At 40.4% G+C, this 21,414-nt stretch carries 11 protein-coding genes; all 11 read left to right on the forward strand.

From position 1 onward, the window contains the following. The coding region (locus JHD79_RS11545) for a delta-60 repeat domain-containing protein (protein ID WP_199119392.1) at positions 1–1,378 on the forward strand (1,378 nt) is incomplete at its 5' end. Positions 1,379–1,386: 8 nt separating this feature from the next. Next, the gene (locus JHD79_RS11550) at positions 1,387–3,162 is read left to right on the forward strand and encodes a DUF4983 domain-containing protein (protein ID WP_199119393.1); all 1,776 of its coding nucleotides are present in this window, start codon (positions 1,387–1,389) and stop codon (positions 3,160–3,162) included. A 14-nt stretch (positions 3,163–3,176) separates the two neighbouring features. Then, the gene (locus JHD79_RS11555; protein WP_199119394.1) at positions 3,177–5,129 is read left to right on the forward strand and encodes a M60 family metallopeptidase; all 1,953 of its coding nucleotides are present in this window, start codon (positions 3,177–3,179) and stop codon (positions 5,127–5,129) included. A gap of 18 nt (positions 5,130–5,147) precedes the next feature. After that, positions 5,148–6,830, forward strand: a complete 1,683-nt coding sequence (locus JHD79_RS11560; protein WP_199119395.1) for an alkaline phosphatase family protein — start codon at positions 5,148–5,150, stop codon at positions 6,828–6,830. Positions 6,831–6,931: 101 nt separating this feature from the next. Further along, a complete protein-coding gene (locus JHD79_RS11565; RefSeq protein ID WP_199119396.1) occupies positions 6,932–9,886 on the forward strand; it encodes an FAD-binding and (Fe-S)-binding domain-containing protein in 2,955 nt (984 codons plus the stop codon). A gap of 536 nt (positions 9,887–10,422) precedes the next feature. Next, on the forward strand, positions 10,423–13,629 hold the full coding sequence (locus tag JHD79_RS11570) for a SusC/RagA family TonB-linked outer membrane protein (RefSeq protein ID WP_199119397.1): 3,207 nt from the start codon (positions 10,423–10,425) through the stop codon (positions 13,627–13,629). A 17-nt stretch (positions 13,630–13,646) separates the two neighbouring features. Then, positions 13,647–15,110, forward strand: a complete 1,464-nt coding sequence (locus tag JHD79_RS11575) for a RagB/SusD family nutrient uptake outer membrane protein (RefSeq protein ID WP_199119398.1) — start codon at positions 13,647–13,649, stop codon at positions 15,108–15,110. 21 nt (positions 15,111–15,131) lie between these two features. Further along, positions 15,132–16,862, forward strand: a complete 1,731-nt coding sequence (locus JHD79_RS11580; RefSeq protein ID WP_199119399.1) for an amidohydrolase — start codon at positions 15,132–15,134, stop codon at positions 16,860–16,862. Then, complete coding sequence (locus JHD79_RS11585) at positions 16,862–18,574, forward strand: amidohydrolase (protein WP_199119400.1); 1,713 nt, start codon at positions 16,862–16,864, stop codon at positions 18,572–18,574. The genes JHD79_RS11580 and JHD79_RS11585 overlap by 1 nt, the downstream gene beginning before the upstream one ends. 1 nt (position 18,575) lies before the next feature. After that, the gene (locus JHD79_RS11590) at positions 18,576–19,739 is read left to right on the forward strand and encodes an LLM class flavin-dependent oxidoreductase (protein ID WP_199119401.1); all 1,164 of its coding nucleotides are present in this window, start codon (positions 18,576–18,578) and stop codon (positions 19,737–19,739) included. A 159-nt stretch (positions 19,740–19,898) separates the two neighbouring features. Then, positions 19,899–21,326, forward strand: a complete 1,428-nt coding sequence (locus tag JHD79_RS11595; RefSeq protein WP_199119402.1) for an APC family permease — start codon at positions 19,899–19,901, stop codon at positions 21,324–21,326. Positions 21,327–21,414: the final 88 nt, after the last annotated feature.

The following is a 21,414-nucleotide window of genomic DNA, read 5'->3' on the forward strand; positions in this document are numbered from 1 at the left end:
TGGTACTGGTTGTTTATGTTTTACTTTAAACGACGGTACTGCAGCGCTAGACAATCAAACTTTTTTTGGCCCAGGATTACAAATTGCCGGTAAGGTAAGTGTAGATAAAACTTTTGCGGTAATTAATGGGGCTAATAGTACCGTTTATACACCGCTTAGGCTGCCATCTGGAAACTTTGTTTTAAGCGGAGCTTTTGATGACTATGAAACGACGAAAGTAGCAAATTTGGGATTAGGCGGAATAGTACAGGTAAACACGTTAGGTGCAGTTGATAAATCCTTAAAGTTTGGGGTTGGCGCTAACGGAGCAATAACTTCAATGACTCGAATTACCTCAGGAAGCCAAACAGGAAAGTTTTTGATTGGCGGTACGTTTTCCAGTTTTAATTCGAGACGTAGTAACAGGCAAAACATCAATTTCCTTACCCGATTAAACGTTGATGGAACATTAGATAGCACTTTTGTAGATGTGATTAACCTGAGGCCTAATGACCCTACTAAAAACAAAGATACGGTGCCTTCTTTCAATGGAGGGGTTGGTCTTTTTGGCAACGGCTTTGGAGGTGTATTTACATTAGTTAAACGCGTGTTCAGCTTAGGGGACAAAGTATATGTTGTAGGAAATTTTGACAGGTATTTAAAAGCTTTCTATGAACGTTCTACTTTCGATACCAAGGTGTATGACAACACTACGATTAGACAAGTGGTACGTATGAGTGCAGATGGATCTATGGATTCTACCTACAGATTTGATGTTTCCACCAAAACTTCTCCAGCATCAGGTAATGGCGTAGTGAATGATGCCGTTCAACTGGCAGATGGAAGTTTGATATTGGTAGGTAGCTTTACCACTTTTGATGGAAGTACGAAAAATAGGATAGTTAAATTAAAACCAGATGGAACTGTAGATCAAACATTTGCTACAGGAACTGGTGCCAATGGTGATATTTTATCAATAGGATACAATGCAACTACTAATAAAATTGTAGTAGCTGGTGTTTTTACCACTTTTAATGGTCAACCCCTGGCTGGAGTAGCCTTGCTAAACGTAGATGGTTCATTAAGCTCAGGATTTACATTCCCTAGTCTAAGCGGGGGATTTCCAAGCTTCGCTCGTCAAATGAATAGTGGAAAAATTATTGTTTCAGGTGCATTTAATCGTTACAATGGCGTGCTTAGACAAGGTTTCATGGTGTTAAATCCCAATGGTAGCTTAGCTAATGGCTACAACAACACCGGAGTGTTTATTGGTCAAATTTTAGATATGATTGAAGTGACATCTAGCGACGGTAATCCGGCTGCCATTTTGGTGGGAGATATTATCCGCTTTAATAATAGTGCGGCTCACAATGTGATAAAGGTTGAATTTCAAAATTAATGGAAACTATGTCTAGAGATATTAAAAAATATAATGGAGCTAAATTATTTGGAAGCTCGTTATTAACAATGTTATGCTGTGTGGTTGCAATGGCTGTTACCTCTTGTAACAAAGATTTTGAAGGAGTGCCCACTACAAAATATAACAATGATAGCTTGGCGGTAAGCGCTGGGAAGAAGAAAGTTTTATACTTGATTTTGGATGGTGTTCGTGGTTCAGTTTTATCAACAATGAAACCGGTAAATGTTGTTAAAATCAATAAAAACGCAATTTATACCTTCAGTGGTTTAAACGATAGTACCGCTGTAGTACCAACAAATGCAGGTAGTTGGACAGACATGATCACAGGTGCCCCTGTAAAATCTCACAAAGTTATTTCTGAAGATTTTGCGGGCAATCAGTTGGCTCAATTCCCGTCAATTTTTACACGTTTAAAACAAGTGAACCCGAATTTGAAAACGGTTTCATTGGCGGCAAGTTCAAGCTTTGATACCAATTTAGCAGGTGATGCTTCAGAACATAGCCTTTTTAGTTCTGATGCAGCGGTGCAAACAGCGTTAAAAAGCAAAATTGGAACTACTGATGCAGACCTGATTGTGGCACAGTTTCATAGTGCCGATGTTGCCGGTACAGCTGGTGGTTACCATGCAGGGACTACGAATTATATCACCGCAATTACTACTTTGGATGGTTATCTAGGCGAGGCACTTAATGCGCTCAAAGCACGCCCTACCTATAAAGAAGAAAATTGGTTGGTCATTATAGCCTCTAATAAGGGAGGTGTGGATACGTCTACACCCATAACAGATGCCACATTGTTTGGAGATCCCGCTAAAAACACTTACGTGGCGTTGTATAACCCAGCTTATGATGCTAAACCTTATAATAAGCCAAATACCAACGAAATAGCTTATACAGGTAAAGCCCCTAGATTTCAATCTACCACAACTACGAATATTTATGCTACGTTGGCCAATACCACCGTAGGTAATTTTGGTAGCACTGGAGATTATACCATGATGCTTAAGATACGTGTTGATGAAACTACGAGTCAAACTTGGCCTCAATTTATTGGTAAATCACCTAGCACGGCCGATGTAATTGCAAATGGTTGGGAATTCGCAATGTCGGGAAATAATTACTTCTTCGACTATGGTAATTCGACTAGACCTGCACTAAAAGTTATTCGCGATGCGCAATGGCACACTATAGCTGTAAAATTCTACATGGTAGGAAGTAGTCGTTTTCTAACTGTATTTAATGATGGGGTGAAAGAAACAGGTGGTACAAATGCCAATACAGGTTTACCAATATATCCGTATGACATTACAGGTAGAAGCGTTTCCAATACCAACCCATTGAGAATTGGTTCGGGTTCTAATAAACCTACTAATTTTTTAATCAGGGATTTAGCTATTTTTAATATGGCCATTCCAGATAACGATTTGATCACCTACATGAAGCGTGAAGTAAATGGAAGCAATCCTTACTTTGCGAACTTACTGGGCTGGTGGCCTTGTAATGAAGGTAGCGGCACCGTATTGAAAGATCGTTCTGGAAAAGGCAATGACTTTACCATCACTGGAAACGTTGCATGGACTTCTCATAGCGATTTGTCACCAAACATCAGTCCATCAATTAGTGGTGTTGTTTATAGAACAGTACCAAATGGTGTAGATTTGCCATTTACCATATATAATTGGTTCAAAGTACTACCTCCGGCTAGCTGGGGTTTGTCTGGCCGCTCGTTTTCTCCTGTTTATTTAAGCCTTTCAACTAACTAATAAATATTTATAAGATGAAATTTTATAAACTATTGACATTTTCCCTTTTACTTACCGGAATAATTTTTTCTGGGTGTAAAAAATACGGATACGATTTCGCAGATGGCTACGATGATGCTTCCGGAAATCCACAAGCTGGAGTTTTAGATACTAATATGGCTGTTATTGATCGTTCGGCATATGCAAAGGCCAGGTTATTCCCTGGTTTGGTAGATGTATCAGAACCTCGGTTAACAGATTCAAAATTTACACTGGATCTAAATTTTGCCAACCAAACAAAAGATAATTTGAGGATTCAGGAAGCGCCTGAACCTCAGTTTAGTACTGGCTATTATGCTGCTCCTGGTGAATTGATTAAAATTATTGTACCAGCGGGAGTAAATGGATTGAGTATGCAGATTGGTTGTCATACTGATAATTTAACAGGAAAACCAGTTTTGTTACGTGATCCTGTTATTACAGCTAGAAAGGCATTATATCCTGGGGTTAATTATATGCGAAACCTATACGGTGGTCACATTTATATCAGAGCCTCTTTTGCCATACCTCAACCGGTAGAGTTTACCATCAGTGGGGCAGTTGCTTCACCAGATTTTATTTTAGATCAAAGTAACCACACCGAATGGAAGGCTAGGGTACTGGCTTCTAAAGTGCCTTGGTTAGAGTTAAGGTCGAAATATGTAATCTTTACCGTTCCAAGAGACAAGATAGTAGCACAATTTACCAATGCTGCTGAGCCTTTGAATGATATGGCACAGCCATTACGTTTATGGTCTGACGTTTTTAGATTAGATTACAACGGTTGGATGGGCTTGTCTGATAATGCCGCAAACGAGGTAGACCGTAGCCCACAAAGTGCTTGGAGAGGGGTGTTGGATATACAATTGTCTGCTGGTTACGGACATTCGGGTTTCCCTTTTGTAGGGCAAAACGACAGCGAATGGTTCGGTGCCTTCACCAGCGTAAAGCGCTTAACCACCAGTGAGCTAACATGGGGAGCCTACCACGAGTTTGGCCATAATTGTCAGCAACCTACAGTTTGGAGCTGGAGTACCTTGGGCGAAACCACCAACAACTTGTTTAGCTTTAAGGTGGCCAAAAGAATTAATGCGAATTACAGTGTATTACACGCTGCCGTGAATAGTGGTTTTCCTCAGGCCCTTGCTTATGCCGCAACTGCTGGAAGTAAGAATTTTGATACGGATGCCGCCATGAATGATCCTTTTAAAAGAATGACCCCTTTCGTGCAAATTTTTGAGCAATATGGTTACGGTGCTATGACTTACTTGTATACCGAAGCCAGACATGCAAAAAGATTGTCTAATAACGATCAAGATAAAAGAGATTTTGTTTTTGAGAAATTATGTGATTACACAGGGACCAATTTAATCGCATTTTTTCAAGCTTGGGGTATTCTTATTAGCCCAATATCTGAGAATAAAGTTGCTGCATTAGGATATCCGCTTTTAAATAAAGCCATTTGGACCTATAACCCTTTGACTAAAACAGGGGGTACGGGATCAGTTACTTATGCCACTTCAGTCGTTTCTGTTAGCTCCAACGCAAGTGGCGATGGAACTCCTGGTGCCTTGGTTGATGGCATTATATCTGCTGCTTCTTATTGGCATTCTAATTACTCAACCGCTACTCCTACAAATACAATAGGTTTTCCAATTAATATTATTTTGTCTACTGGAACACCTGTAGCCATACCTGTAAAGGGAATGACTTTTGCGCAAAGACAAAACAATTCAAATGGTTATGTGAAAGATTTAGAGGTTTTTGTAAGTAATGACAATGTAACTTATACGAGTGTAGGTACTTATACTATGGCACAAAATATAGCTTCTCAGATTTTTACCTTTCCAGGCGGACCTGTTAATGCTCGCTATGTAAAAGTGGTCATCAAGAGTGGTGTGAATACCGACTATGTAAGTATGTCAGAATGTAATATAATTAAGCAATAATCTAATAGCAAAAGTCAAATGAAAAATAAAATTTTTAAGATATTGTTAGTAACAGGATCGCTGCTTTCGATAGGATATATGGGTTGTAAAAAGTTTGACAATCCGCCACCTTTTTTTGAAGAAAAAGTTAATAAACCATCTCTCCAGAGAAAAGTGTTAATCATCAGTATAGATGGCGTTACTGGAAGTGAATTGCAAACTATAGCGCCTCCGGTAATAGAGGAGTTAAAAAAGACAGGTAAATATACTTACGATGTACTGAGGGGATCGGTATCAAATGATGCTTCTTCTTGGGCTTCAATGATAACGGGAGCCAGTTATAGTAAACACCTTATTAAAACCGATGCTTTTCAGCCAACGCCTAAAGAGAATTCTCATGATGCTCCGCCAACATATAGAACGGTATTAGATTACATTTTACAATATAAGTCGGTAAAAACTGCGGTGGTTACACCTTGGGCACCCTTACGCACTTATTTAAAATTGGCAGATATCAATCCTGTGGTAAGTACAGACTTGGCTGTTAAAGACTCTGTAGTAAATATATTGAATACACAGTCTGCTGTGGGTACAGTTGTTGTAAACTTTAGGGAAGTGTTAACAGCAGGAGCAAATGGAGGTTTTTTAGCAAGTAATAGTAATTATAAAAACGCGATTTTAAAAGCTGATGAATATGTTGGCAATATTGTTACGGCGTTAAAGGCACGCAAAAATTTTGCTAACGAAGATTGGTTAATTATTGTAACATCTAACCATGGAGGTAGTGATAGTGATACAAAACCAGGTTTTTTAATTGCTTCGTATAAGGATTTGAAAACAGAGTTGTTGAAGAAAAGTGGTTTTAATACCGTTTTATTTAAAGGATCAAATATATTGGCTGAAGTGCCTAATGATAATAATTTATACGACCCTGGAGAAACGAAAGATTTTACAGTACAAATGCAAGTAAAATTTAATGTACAAACTTCTTATCCAGGCTTTCTTTCTAAAGGGACCTCTATGATAGGCTCTTCCATTACGGGATGGATGTTTAGACAAGGTGGATCTGGTGTTTCTGCAGCTGTTGGTGGGACTTTAAACGGAGGTTCGGGTAAAGTTGAGTATTCTATCGGAAATGGTGCTAATGGTTCTTGGCATACACTTACAATGACCGTAAAAATGGACAATGGCACTACAAGAACTTTGACTACCTATCTTGACGGGGTACAGGTAACAACAGCAAATATTCTATCTAGAAAGAGCATGAGTACTAGCGAAAAGCTTACTATTGGATATAAGAATGTTGATAATGGCGGTACAGCATTATCTTTCTATGCGGCAGATTTGTGTTATTTTAACACAGCTTTAAGTGCTGCCACTATTTTGGGTAATAAAGATCTAAAGGATATTACGAAACATCCTAATTATGCCAATTTAACAGGTTATTGGCCAATTAATGAAGGGGCAGAAGCTATTATAAGCAACAAAGTTCCTGGGGGATATGATATGTTGTTAAGTGGCCCATTTACTTGGGTTGCTTTAGGGACAGATGTACCTCCATCTGTTACGCCAGATACTAATGCTAGCAATAGGTCTATTACGGTAACCCCTGCATCAGTTGCGGCTTTAACTTTATACTGGATGAATATCAGTATTTTACCAGACTTTGGCATTGATGGTAATCCCTTTTTAAATCAATTTGAAATAGAGTTCGTAAAATAAATTTTAAAATTTTAATGATCAAACTGCAAGAATTCGGGATTATGCCGTTTCTTGCAGTTTTTATTTTTAAAAAACGCATGTAAAATTGCTAAATTTACATTGTGTTAAATACAAAATCATTAAGCCCACTATTTGAAAAGCTCAGTTCTACCTTTGAAGGAGAACTCTATTTCGATAATTCTGCAGCGCATGAAGCGCAGAAGTTGATTTATGCAACCGATGCTTCCGTATATCAGGAAAAACCAATTGCCATAGCCATTCCCAAAACCAATGAAGATATCAAGCGCCTCATTAGCTTTGCCAATGAAAACCAATTGACCCTTATCCCAAGAGCTGCGGGTACATCCTTGGCTGGACAGGTAGTGGGTAATGGTATCGTGGTAGACATCTCTAAATATTTTGATCGAATACTGGAAGTTAATGAGAAAGAACGCTATGTAAGGGTACAGCCAGGGGTAATTAGGGATGACCTCAACGCGGCGTTGAAACCTTTCGGTTTAATGTTCGGGCCAGAAACCTCAACGGCAAGTAGGGCTATGATAGGGGGGATGATTGGCAATAATTCTTGTGGCCTGCATTCTATTGTTTGGGGAGATACCCGCGGAAACCTACTGGAGGCGACAGCCTTTTTAAGTAATGGCGATAAGATGGTCTTTAAACCTTTATCCTATACAGAAGTTGCTGAAAAATCAAAGTTGAACAGCCTGGAAGGAGTAATCTATAAAGGTATTGATGAGCTGGTAAATAACCCCCAAAATATTGAGGCGATTGAAAAGGGATATCCAAAAAAAACATTAACGCGAAGAAATACGGGATATGCACTTGATTTTTTAATTCCCGACAAGGATAAGACAACGCTTAACCTTTGCGAACTTTTGGCCGGATCAGAAGGTACACTGGCCTTTGTAACCGAAGCGAAATTAAAATTGTTGCCTTTACCGCCCAAGGAAGAAGCATTGGTCTGTGTTCATTTTAATTCATTGGCAGAATCCCTTTTAGCCAATATTATCATCTTGAAACATCAGCCTATGGCTTCGGAGTTGGTCGATAAATATATTATGGACTTTACCAAGGGACATCCTGTTTACCAACATAATAGGTTTTTTATCGAAGGCGAACCAGAAGCACTGTTAATGGTAGAGTTTTTTACCGAAACTAAAGCCGAACTAGATAAGAAGACCAATGCTTTAATTGCCGATTTAAAAGCCGCAGGATTAGGTTATGCCTATCCCATAGTTTATGGTCAACAAACCAAATTGGCGTGGGATGTAAGAAAGGCAGGCTTAGGTTTGATACGCAACCTGCCGGGCGACAAACAACCTGTAAATTTGATAGAAGATTGTGCGGTATCACCTGAAGATCTTCCTGCTTATATTGCAGAGTTACAGCAATTGTTGGACAGACACCAATTGAAGGCTTCGTACTATGCTCATGCCGGTGCTGGCGAACTCCATGTAGAGCCTATGATCAATCTTAAAACCAGTGAAGGAAAAGAACTGTTCAGAACGGTACTGCAAGAAACGGCTATTTTGGTTAAAAAGCATCAGGGATCATTGAGTGGTGAACATGGCGATGGTCGGTTGCGTGGAGAATTTATTCGCGATGTATTGGGCAATGAAGTATATGAATTATTAAAAGAGGTAAAACAGCTTTTTGACCCATTGGGCATATTCAATGCAAACAAAATTGTAGATACGCCTCCTATGAACGAGTTTTTAAGGTATGAAGCAGATAAAGAGATTAAGCCGGTACATACCATCTTTGATTTTGCTAAAAATGAGGGTATCTTAAGGTTGGCAGAAAAATGTTCTGGCTCTGGCGACTGCCGAAAAACACACGTTAGCGGAGGAACCATGTGTCCATCTTATATGGCCACCCACCAAGAGAAAGATACCACTAGGGCAAGAGCCAACATCTTAAGACAGTTCCTGACCAATTCTGTACAAGAAAATCCATTTGACCATCAAGAAATAAAAGAAGTGATGGACTTATGCCTTAGCTGTAAAGCATGTAAATCTGAATGTCCATCGGGCGTTGATGTGGCCAAAATGAAGGCAGAGTTTCTACAGCATTATTATGATGCTAATGGGGTGCCCTTTCGTACCAAAATGGTAGGCAATTTTACCAAATCTCAACAATTAGCATCCATATTTCCATCCTTGTATAATGGCTTAATCACCAATAGGTTTACAGGCAGATTGATAAAAAAGATAATTGGTTTTGCCCCAGATAGATCTTTGCCCACTGTAGGCCATACCACCCTACGTAGCTGGAAAAAGAAATGGGATGAGCAAAATAAACTGGCTGCTAAGCATGGCAAGAAAGTTTACCTGTTCTGCGATGAATTTACCAATTACAATGATGTAGAAATTGGCAAGACAACGGTTAAACTATTAACACATTTAGGTTATGAAGTTGAAATTCCCAAACATCAGGAAAGTGGACGTACCTATTTGTCAAAAGGGCTGTTGAGGGAAGCTAAAGCTTTAGCCAATGAGAATGTTGATAACCTGTCGGCTATAATAGATCATACTACCCCACTTTTGGGTATTGAGCCTTCGGCCATCCTAACCTTTAGGGATGAGTATCCCGACCTAGTGGATGATCATTTATTGGAAAAGTCGAAAGTGCTGGCGAAAAATACTTTTCTAATAGAAGAATTTTTAATGAGGGAGTTGGAGAATGAGCAGATTAGTGCATCCCAGTTTACCAATAAACATCAACTGATCAAGTTGCATGGCCATTGCTATCAGAAAGCGTTAAACGCCCTTACGCCTACTGAAAAGATATTGTCATTACCCATTAACTATAAGGTAGAGGTTATTCCTTCTGGTTGTTGTGGTATGGCCGGTTCATTTGGTTATGAAGCCGAGCATTATGACGTATCAATGAAAGTAGGAGAGTTGGTGTTGTTGCCAGAAGTAAGGAAACAAGCCGCAGATACGATTATTGCCGCTGCAGGTACAAGCTGTAGGCACCAAATTAAAGATGGTACTGCCAGAAAAGCAATGCACCCGGTAGAAATTCTATGGAAGGCATTAATTGATAATGGCTGATTACTATAGCTATCATCGTAACCTTGCAGGTTTTTAAAACCTGCAAGGTTATTTTTTACTTACTTTCCTGTCAATTCTGCTCTCCTTTCCGTCATTCCTTTTCCTTTCCTGTCATTCCGACGCTAGGAGGAATCTATACCGGAAATGCCCTTATTTAAATCCTTCACTACCGATAAATCGGTACAAGTTGAGTTCTGGATAATAATTTAGGTTAGGGGAAGGGGCTTCATAACCAAGACTGTTCAATCAAATACGAGTTAAAAGAACCATGCAGTTAAAGTGAATATTAAAATTTAATCTATTTAGTCTACCTTTTTGGTAGATTATTATTAATTTCTATATTTGCACCTGAAATTCCAATAGACAAACAACTTAACGACAAGTAAAACTAAACTTTAGGAGGTGCACTATGTGTTGAACTATACTTAAAAAATAAGGGGAATATTTATATTCCCCTTAGGTGTTAAATGAAGAAACAGGCATTCAATTGGCGTTGTCCCCTGCTTCAATTCTCTAATTAAACCCATTGTAAAATTATGCAAAAAATTGAAAAAGCAAACCGCTTTTTTCGCTCTTTGGCTGTAGCTATGCAGTTGAAAAACTCATCCATCTTTCTCTTCCTACTTTTTGTACAGTTTTCTTTTCATGCAGATGCACAAAAGAACCCTTTAATTAACTCCAAATTATCGGGCAAGGTAATCGATGCCAGAACAAAAGAACCCTTAGCAGGAGCGGTAGTACAAATAGAAGGGGTAACCAACCAAACCCAGACTGATAACGACGGAAATTTCAACCTCATCACCGGACAATCGTTCCCTTACAATTTGATAGTAAGCTATATTGGCTACGAGAAGAAAAAAGTTACCGCATCTGGCTCTCCTATTATCATTGCCCTGCAAGAGGCTACGAATGAATTAAGTGGTATAGTCATTACTGGCTATAACATACAGAAGAAACAAGACTTTACAGGATCTGCCGCAAGGATAACTGCAAAACAGATAGAAAATAGACCAGCTCAAAGCTTCGATCAACTGATAGGTGGTCAGGTTGCAGGAGTAAATATTGTACAGCCAAGTGGGGTACTTAATTCCACACCCGTTTTTCGTATTCGTGGCATCAATTCTATTTCTTCGGGTATTTATCCGTTAATTGTCATTGATGGAGTGCCTTCCTTTACCGGACAGCAAGGTGGAAATGTGGGCAATAATCCACTGGCCAATATCAATCCCAACGACATCGAATCCATCGATGTATTAAAAGATGCTTCCGCTACGGCCATTTATGGTTCTAGGGCGGCAAATGGAGTTGTTGTAGTAACGACTAAACGTGGTAAGAACGGCTCTACTAAAGTCAGTTATTATGGTTGGTTAAATGTAAGCACACCTGCCAACCTGCCCAAGCTTTTAGATGCCTATCAATATGTGGATATTAAAAATGAGTCCATGATCAATGCTGGAAAGCAGGCAGGTTTTGCTTTGCAGACCAGATCAGATGGTTCGGTAGTGAATACCGATTGGTATGATGTGGCTTACCATACTGGGGTATCACAAAACCATAATGTCAGTTTTTCAGGTGCCACGAATACCACTAATTATTACATTTCATTAGGTTATGGAAAACAGAATGGTATTTTAAGGACAAATGATCAGGAACAAAAAATAGCTAGAATTAATTTAGAGCATAAGTTATTCAGCAATATTAATCTAGGTACCCATATTTCTTATAACAATAGCCTAGGGCGGGGACCTGCTACTGGATCATTGCCTGGCCAATATATTGGTACAGATGCTTTATCACGTATGACCTATATATTGCCTCCAAATGTAGCGGTGTATAATGAGGATGGTTCCTATAATATTCAGGATAAGCAACGTGTAGGCTATGGGGCCAATAACAGTAACGCTTCAAGTTCTGGCTACATTGGCAATGTAAACGCCTATAACCTACAGCTCATTCTCGATCTCGATAAATATAGCTCCGAAAGCAATTCTTTACTGGGAGATGTATACGGAGAGTGGGAAATTGTCAAAGGATTAAAGCTTAAGACAACTTATGGTCTCAATAAGCTTTATATCGAAAATTTAAGCTTTCAGAATGGTCTTCATGGAGATGCAGGTGCTGCTAATGGTGCAGCAACCAACACCAACCGTAGGTTGAGCCGTACAGATTGGGCAAATACCTTAACCTATAATAGGACTTTTGCCGACAAACATAATTTGAATGCTTTGGTAGGCTATGAAGAGATCTTAACCACTGTAGACAGTTGGGGTGCCCAGCGTACCGGACTTTCAGACCCTTTGTTCAATAGTTACCAAGGTGGTTTTACCACCATCACACCTACTGGCAATTCACAGGGAAGAAATGGTTTTATTTCTTATTTCGCTAACCTGAACTACAGCTATGCCAGCAAATATTTGCTAAGCTACAGCTTCAGGCGAGATGGTTACTCTGGTCTGCCAAGAGATAATCGTTTCGGTAATTTCAGTGGAGGATCTATAGGTTGGGTACTTTCTGAAGAAGATTTTTATAAGAACTCTACACTGGCCACCGCAGTAAACCGTATTAAACTAAAGGCCAGCTATGGTGAGGTTGGAAACATTAATATCGGTGATTTCCCTTCGCTTGGACTTTATGGTGCAGCTACGTATAATGGTATACCAACCTTGGGATTTACCCAGGCAGGTAATGACCAGTTGAAGTGGGAAACCAGTAAAAAGAGCAATATAGGCTTGGCTATTTCATTTTTGAATGATCGTCTTAGCCTAGAAGCAGATTATTATTATAATAAGGTAGATGGCTTAATCTTAGATGCGAAACAGGCGCCTTCTAAGGGTATTCCTGGAAACGTAATTAGCGCAAATGTAGGCTCATTGTACAATAAGGGCTTAGAACTTAGCCTTAGTGCCGCTATTGTTCAACATGACGATTTCAAATGGAATGCAAACTTTAATATTTCTACCCTAAAAAATAAAGTAACTACCCTGTTCAATGGTACAGATATTTACACGCCCAGCAATTTTGGCATACAGAATATGACCAGGGAAGGGTATTCCATCGGGTCGATTTGGGCAGTACCTACCGATGGTGTAAATTCAGCTAACGGAAATAGGATTTTTATTAATCGTAACAACGAACGCGTACAATACAATCATATTGCAGCCAATAAATGGACTTATCTGGATGGTACAGTTGCGCCAGCTATAGACAACTACTTGGATGGTAGGATACAGGGACCTTCCTTGCCTACCTACTACGGAGGTTTGAACAATAGCTTCAGTTATAAACGTTTCGACCTGGACTTTGGTTTCATCTTTTCTGGCGGTAATAAATTGTATAATGGCACAAGGGCTAATCTGTTAGACCAACGTTATTTCAATAATGGCACTTTTGTATTGGACAGATGGACCACGCCAGGACAGGTGACCGATATCCCTAAACTATATTTTTCAGACAATGTATCTACCGGTTTTTCCATCACCAATGCAGCAATGGTAGAAGACGGTTCGTTCGTGAAATTAAAAAATCTGGCCCTTGGTTACCGTTTGCCAGTTCAAAAAGTATTTAATGGAAAGGTGACTGCGCTTAGACTTTATGCACAGGCCACCAACTTGTTTACCATTACCAATTATAGTGGTTCCGATCCTGAAATTTCTATTAATGGAAATGCTATTGCTTCTGGCAAAGACCATAATGCGGTAGTAAATGCAAGAACTTTTGCACTGGGTATCAACTTGCAGTTTTAACCTTATAATTTATTGACATGAGAACGATATACAGACATAAAAAAAATATAGCAGCAGGTTTAGTGGGCGGAATACTTTTTTTGATCAGCCCGTCCTGCACAAAAGATATATTGGATACGGCATCACAGACCTCTATTTCTGAGCTTACGGCCTTTAGCACACCGGAAAAGATATTGGCACAGGTAAATAATCTTTATTATAGGATACAAAGAGCCCAATTTTATGGTGGGCGCTATATCCTGTTTAATGAACAGAGAGGGGAAGAATTCAGTCAAAATTCTGGTAATGCCGCAGAAGGGGCATTAATATGGCAACATACCGCCCTGTCTACCGATAGTTTTGTAGGTAACCTATGGAGCCTAGCCTATCAGGCCATTAATAACTCGAATATATTCATTGATAGGGTAGGTAATGCTAACATCATTACGCCTGCACAACGAACACAATATCTGGCAGAGGCCAAATTCATAAGGGCCATCTCTTATTTTGTATTGGTGCAGGTATATGCCAAACCTTATGCTATAGACAATGGTGCTAGTGCGGGTTTACCACTTAGGTTAACGCCACAAACTTCAGCCGGAAACGATGACCTGCCACGCAGTTCGGTAGGAGCCATCTATAATCAGATTATTAAAGATCTGGATGAGGCAGAAGCAGGCTTGCCCGAAGGATACAGCAGTGCTGCACTGAATACTTCCAGGGCACATAAGGCATCGGCTATTGCATTGAAAACGAGGGTGTACCTCACTAAGGGAGATTACCCGAAAGTGGTAACAGAAGCCAAAAAACTTGTGTCTACTACAGCCCCTTACGTATACACGGCAGGTACGACTACACATCGCTTGGAAAATAACATAGCCACTGTTTTCGGCGGTAGCTATACAGGTAATGAAGCCATTTTTTTCCTTCCGTTTAATGCAGTAGATGCGCCCGATTCACAAAGTGCATTGGCGCATAACTATATTGGTGCGGTCATTCTATCGCTTAATAGTGCAGGCATTTATTCCAATTCCGCTTTGTCGGGTACTACATCTTCCGATGCCCGAAAAAACTTGATCACTGCTAAAAATGGGCTGAATGTATTATCGAAGTTCCCAAAATCGGCAAGTCCTTTTACCGATTACATTCCGGTATTGCGTTATGCTGAAGTCTTATTAAACTATGCCGAAGCTGCGGCAGAAACCGATGATCTGGTGACGGCAAGAGCACTCTTGGATGCAGTAAGAAAACGTGCTGATGCCACTTATGTATTCCCATCTGCGGCCACAGCACTCAAGGCGGATCTGATCAATACCATTTTAACAGAACGCAGAATAGAATTTTTGGGCGAAGGATTCAGGACACCCGACCTACAACGTAGGGTGCAACCCCTACCTGCCAAGACAGGTGGAATTGGCTCCTCTGCTCAGGTATTGCCTACGGCCAATAACTACATATGGCCAATCCCGGCAGATGAACAGGGTACGAATGGTTCAATCTAATGCTTAATTAATACAGGAACAATGAACAAGAATATTTTTATTATACCCGGAATATTAATGCTTTTACTCTTGCTATCGTTTAAAGAGTGGAAAAGGGAAAAGGCACAAGAGGCTGACCAGATTTTTATTAATGGCCACATTATTACCGTAGATTCGGCAAATACCATTGCCGAAGCATTGGCGGTTAAAGAAGGAAAAATATTGGCGGTAGGTCGTACTGCAAATATTCAACAGCTGAAAGGGCAACATACTGTAGTGGTAGATCTTAAGGGAAAAACGTTATTGCCAGGTTTTATTGATGGCCATAGCCATTTCATGAGTTTGGGTAGGTCTAAAACTGCGGATATATCTCCACCACCAGTAGGCAAGGTGCGCAACATCACAGATATTATTGCGGTGCTTAAAGCTTTTCAAAAAGAAAAGAAAATTAAGCCGGGAGAGTGGATCAATGCAAGGGGATATGATCCTGACCAACTGGCCGAAAACAGGCACCCTACCAAGGAAGACCTTGATGCAGCTTTTCCAGATAACCCAGTGCTGCTAACCCATACCTCTGGACATATGTCGGTGGTAAATTCTTATGCTTTAAAAATTTCAGGCGTAGATTCTCATACCAAAGATCCTGCAGGAGGACAAATTGTACGAGAGAAAGCTACGGGTGAACCTACAGGGCTATTATTGGAAAGAGCCCGTTCTGTATTAAAAAACACTGGTGAAAGAGAAAAACCAACCATTGATGAACAGCTTAGGTTGCTGGATGAGCAACAGGAATTGTATGCTAGCGAAGGGGTGACTACTGCACAAGACGGCAGCACAGGCTTGGCCTCTATAGAATTATTACAGGAAGCAGCTAAAAGAAAACGTTTATATATTGACATTGAAGCTTTGGCCGCTTATGCCACTTTAGAACGTTTGGTAGTTAATCCACAATATGTGTTCAACAAATTCGATAACCACTTTAAGATAAAGGGAACGAAAATTTTCACCGATGGTTCGCCGCAGGGTAAAACGGCTTTTTTTACCCAACCTTATCAGGTAGAAGTGCCAGGTTGCCATGAGCACTGTACAGGCATCCCGACCATTACACAGGAAAAACTAGACGAAGCGCTACTTTTTTGCTTTAAGCATAAAATACAACCTTATACTCATTGTAATGGCGATGCGGCCATAGATATGTATATAAAAGCCATCAAAAATGCCAACCGACAATATCCAGAAAGTAGCCATAAGCTAAGGCCTGTGGTTATACACTCCCAATTTGTAAGACCAGATCAATTGAACGACTATAAGGAGCTGGGTTTGATTCCCTCTTTCTTTACCAATCATGCCTTTTTTTGGGGAGATGTACACGTACGCAATTTGGGCAAAGAAAGAGCTTGGTTTTTAAGTCCGCTAAACTCAGCGTTAAATAAAAAAATTGTTTTTACCAACCATACCGATTTTGGAGTTACACCTATTAATCAATTGTTCCTGTTATGGACTTCTGTAGCCAGAGAATCGCGTTCCGGTCAGGTGATAGGTCCCGATCAGAGATTAACGGTACTTGAAGGCATCAGGGCCATTACCCTTAATGGAGCTTATCAATATGGTGAAGAAAAAGAAAAAGGGTCTATAGAGGTAGGTAAAAAGGCCGATCTCATTATCCTGTCTGATAATCCACTGAAAGTACCAACCGCAAAAATCAAGGATCTAGTGGTATTGACTACCATTAAGGAAGGAAAGACGGTTTATCAAAGAAAGGCAAAGTCATAATGAATAAAATTTCAATTTGTGGTTTTCTGCTGGCATTTTTGGGAGCTGTTTTCGTGGCAAAGGGCCAAACGGTAGTAGCCGATAAAGTTTTCTATAATGGAATTGTACTCACCGTTGATTCTAAGAATTCGATTGCACAGGCCTTGGCGCTAAAAGAAGGCAAGATCCTTGCCGTTGGCAGTTCGGCGAGCATATTTAAACTGCGTGGGAAAAATACCAAAACCATCGATTTAAAGGGAAAGACCATTACCCCTGGATTTGTAGATGGACATAGTCATTTTCTAGGACTTGGTCAACAAGACCTGGTCAATGTATCAGCCCCGCCCGTGGGTAAGGTGACCAATATTTCCCAATTGATTGCAGAACTTGAAAAGTTTAAGCAAGAACGTCAGCTGAAAGAGGGTGAATGGATTACTGCATACGGCTATGATATAGATCAGTTGAAGGAGAAACGACATCCTATTAAAGAAGACTTGGATGTTGCATTTCCCCGTCATCCAGTGGTAGTGGCCCATATTTCGGGGCACATGTTGGTGGCCAATTCCTTAGCACTTAAACTGGCTGGAATTGATCAAAACACCAAAGATCCAGCAGGTGGTGTCATCATCAGAAAAGAAGGGACAACCGAGCCTGCAGGTCTTTTGCAGGAGAATGCACAAGGACTTATCCTAAAAGAACTGGGCAAGATTAAACCTACATTGGCACAACAGTTGGAACGTGTGGACCGTCAGCAAAAGCTCTATGCCAGTTATGGAGTAACTACCGCTCAAGATGGTTTTACCGATAAAGCAACCTTAACCATTTTACAGGCTGCTGCAGAACAGAAAAAACTGCTGATCGATGTCATAAGCCTACCCTCTTTTTTACTGTTGGACGATTTGATTGCCGATACCCTCAACTACAAGTTTAAACAATATCATAACCGCTTGAAAATAGATGGTATTAAGCTTTCTGCAGATGGCTCTCCGCAAGGAAAAACAGCCTATTTTACCAAACCTTATTTAACGCTTGTGCCAGGTTGTAGCGAACACTGTACTGGCGTGCCTACGGTAACTAGCGAGATCTTTAATTCGGTGGTATTAAAGGCCTTTAGCAATAATATCCATTTGTACACGCATTGCAACGGCGATGGGGCAATAGATATGTATATAGCTGCGGTAGAAAATGCAAACAAAGTGTTGAATAAAAGCAGTGTTGGGCGTAGGAGCGTGGTTATTCATTCTCAGTTTGTTCGTCAAGACCAGTTGGATAAATATAAGCAGTTGGATTTGTTGCCTTCCTTTTTTACCAACCATGCCTTTTTCTGGGGTGATGTTCATAAACAGAATCTAGGTCAGGAGCGTGCTTATGGACTAAGTCCGTTAAGGTCAGCGATTAATAAAGGGATCATCTTTACCAACCATACCGACTATCCAGTTACCCCTATAGATCAGTTATTCCTACTTTGGTCGGCCGTAAACCGACTTTCTAGAACTGGTGAGGTAATAGGCGGAGCCGAAAAAATCAATCCAGTACAAGCACTAAGGGCATTGACCATTAATGGCGCCTATCAGTATGGTGAAGAAAAGACTAAAGGCTCTATTGAAAAGGGTAAACTGGCCGATTTGGTAATCTTATCTGCAAATCCTTTAAATGTAGACCCTGTAAAGATAAAGGATATTGTAGTGATAGAAACCATTAAAGAAGGTCAAACCATATATAAGAAAAATTAACATGTTAGAAGAAATTAAAACGGTAGCCATCAAAACCCCACAACGCATAGCAGAAATATCATGGTTTAATGATATTATAGGTGGAGATACGGAATATTTGGGTGTTTTGGATGGAAACCGAAGGAGTAGTTTTGAGCATTGTAAGAACATTACCCTTAAGGCAGAAAGTTTAGGCTACAGTAAAATATTACTGCCCAGTGCCTATACCGTTGGACAAGATGTACTCACCTTTGCTTCGGGGGTAGCGCCATTTACCAGCAAGATTAATATTTTGGCCGCTATCAGAACGGGCGAGCTTCATCCGCCCATGTTGGCAAGGGCTTTGGCTTCTTTAGACCATATGCTTCAAGGTCGGTTAACCATTAATATCATCAATTCTGATTTGCCAGGGTTAAGGGAAGATCCGGCATTGCGCTACTTGCGTTGTGCGGAGACTATAGAAGTTTTAAAACAAGCCTGGACACAAGATCATATCAATTTTAAGGGCGAACTGTACCAATTCAATATGCCTGCAGATCCGGTAAAGCCCTATCAACAAAATGGAGGGCCATTACTGTACTTTGGAGGTACTTCCGAAGGGGCCAGAGAGGTTTGTGCCAAATATTGTGATACCTTTTTAATGTGGCCGGAAACAGAGGAAAGTATGTATGAAACCATGCAAGATATGAGCAAGAGAGCAGCGGCTTATGGTCGTAAGATCGACTTTGGTTTACGCATCCATGTTATTGTGAGGGAAACGGAAAGTGAAGCCAAGGCACAGGCCAAAAAGCTGTTGAGCCATTTCAATGAACAAAGGGCCGCAGAAATCAGGGCTAGGGGAGAAGATTCACGTTCTTTGGGAGTTATCCGCCAAGATGAAATGAGGAAACATGCTGATGAAGAAGGCTATATAGAACCTCATTTATGGACGACCATAGGAAAGGTATTTTCTGGTTGTGGCGGTGGGTTGGTAGGTGATCCGGATCAGATCGTAAATAAGTTGAACCGCTACATGGACATGGGGATCCGATCTTTTATCTTCTCGGGCTTTCCCTTAATGGAAGAATCGGAAATCTTTGCGAAATATTTGCTGAGCCGTTTGCCCAACGCATCTCTGTCCGAACTGCATGGCCGTATTCCAGCAGCTACACCCATAACACCATTGACTACTGCTATTTTACAATAATACATATTATACAGGTTGTCTCATGATACTGCATGCGGTAGGGGAGCGCTTTATCAGCCTTAAAAAACAACTGTGCTGGTTCATAAATGCCAATAAAAAAATAGAAGCTAACGGATAGTATGCTCATCGTAGCTTCATCACCATTAAAATTATATACCGATGAAAATCTTAAAAAACGAAATACAGGAAAAATCGCCGCAACTTAAGCGAGAGCTTAACCTTTTGGATGCAACACTCTTGGTAGTAGGGAGTATGATCGGTTCGGGAATTTTTATTGTAAGTGCAGATATTGCCCGTAATACCGGTTCTGTTGGGTGGCTGGTTTTGGTATGGATTATAGGGGGCTTTATGACATTGACCGCTGCCTTAAGCTACGGAGAGTTGAGCGGCATGTTTCCTAAGGCAGGCGGGCAATATGTATACCTGAAAGAAGCCTATAATCCACTTACGGCATTTCTGTACGGTTGGAGTTTGTTTGCGGTCATTCAAACGGGTACTATTGCTGCCGTGGGTGTTTCTTTTTCCAAATTCTTGGCCTATCTTATTCCTGAGGTAAGCGAAGATCTTGTGCTTTTTGCTATTGGTAATTTCAAAGTCTCTCCGGCACAGACCTTGGCCATAGGCATTATTTTCCTGCTCACTTATATCAATACCCTCGGGGTAAAAAGTGGTAAATGGATACAGTTGATTTTTACCTTAACAAAGATCTTTAGCATAGCCGGACTGATCGTTTTTGGTTTTATTTATTTCGAGGCTGATGTAGCCAAGTTAAACTGGGAAAATGCTTTTAACCTACAAAAAATACTGCCCGATGGTTCATTTTTAAATTACGAAAACCTACCCGCATTGGGTGGTGCTTTAGCTTCGGCATTGGTGGGAGCGATCATGAGCTACGAGGCCTGGAACAATGTAACCTTTGTAGCGGGCGAAATGAATAATCCAAAACGTAACATTGGCTTAAGTCTGTTACTGGGTACGCTGTTGGTAACACTCATCTATGTGCTCTTGAATCTCATGTTTACCTTTGTGCTCCCTCTACAGGAAATTGCCACCACCCCAAAAGATCGGGTGGGTATCGCCGCTTCGCAGGTCATTTTTGGTGCAGATGGAACGGTAATCATAGCCATATTGATCATGGTCGCTACCTTTGGTTGCAATAACGGATTGATATTGGCGGGAGCCAGGGTATATTATAGCATGGCAAAGGATGGGCTATTCTTTAAGCAAACGGCAAAGCTGAATAAAAATGGGGTACCGGCATTTGCATTATGGATCCAGTTTATAATGGCCTCTATCTTGTGCCTAAGTGGCAAATATGGCGATCTGTTGGATATGATTACCTTTATTGCGGTACTTTTTTATGTGCTTACCATTGCAGGAATCTATATCTTAAGGGTGAAAAGGCCATCGGCAGAGCGTCCCTATAAGGCCATCGGCTATCCGGTACTACCTGCGGTCTATATCATATTGGGCCTAAGTTTTTGTATTTTGTTGATCATATATAAACCTTATTTCACTTGGCCAGGCCTAATTATTACATTGATAGGTATTCCGTTGTATTATTTGAAGAATAAAGTAAAAGCTTAGGGTTTTTATGCAGATGGGGCATTATCTCTGACCGATCATGAAATGTTCAAAGAGGGCATTAGAAAGACATTAAGGTGATGTACCCGCT

This window comes from Pedobacter sp. ASV28 (genome assembly GCF_016428855.1).
GTDB lineage: Bacteria > Bacteroidota > Bacteroidia > Sphingobacteriales > Sphingobacteriaceae > Pedobacter.

Excerpts from the sequence above, each read along its gene's own strand:
- JHD79_RS11550 (WP_199119393.1), top strand. The coding sequence starts at position 1,387 with ATGTCTAGAGATATTAAAAAATATAATGGAGCTAAATTATTTGGAAGC.
- JHD79_RS11555 (WP_199119394.1), top strand. The coding sequence starts at position 3,177 with ATGAAATTTTATAAACTATTGACATTTTCCCTTTTACTTACCGGAATA.
- JHD79_RS11560 (WP_199119395.1), top strand. The coding sequence starts at position 5,148 with ATGAAAAATAAAATTTTTAAGATATTGTTAGTAACAGGATCGCTGCTT.
- JHD79_RS11570 (WP_199119397.1), top strand. The coding sequence starts at position 10,423 with ATGCAAAAAATTGAAAAAGCAAACCGCTTTTTTCGCTCTTTGGCTGTA.
- JHD79_RS11575 (WP_199119398.1), top strand. The coding sequence starts at position 13,647 with ATGAGAACGATATACAGACATAAAAAAAATATAGCAGCAGGTTTAGTG.
- JHD79_RS11580 (WP_199119399.1), top strand. The coding sequence starts at position 15,132 with ATGAACAAGAATATTTTTATTATACCCGGAATATTAATGCTTTTACTC.
- JHD79_RS11585 (WP_199119400.1), top strand. The coding sequence starts at position 16,862 with ATGAATAAAATTTCAATTTGTGGTTTTCTGCTGGCATTTTTGGGAGCT.
- JHD79_RS11590 (WP_199119401.1), top strand. The coding sequence starts at position 18,576 with ATGTTAGAAGAAATTAAAACGGTAGCCATCAAAACCCCACAACGCATA.
- JHD79_RS11595 (WP_199119402.1), top strand. The coding sequence starts at position 19,899 with ATGAAAATCTTAAAAAACGAAATACAGGAAAAATCGCCGCAACTTAAG.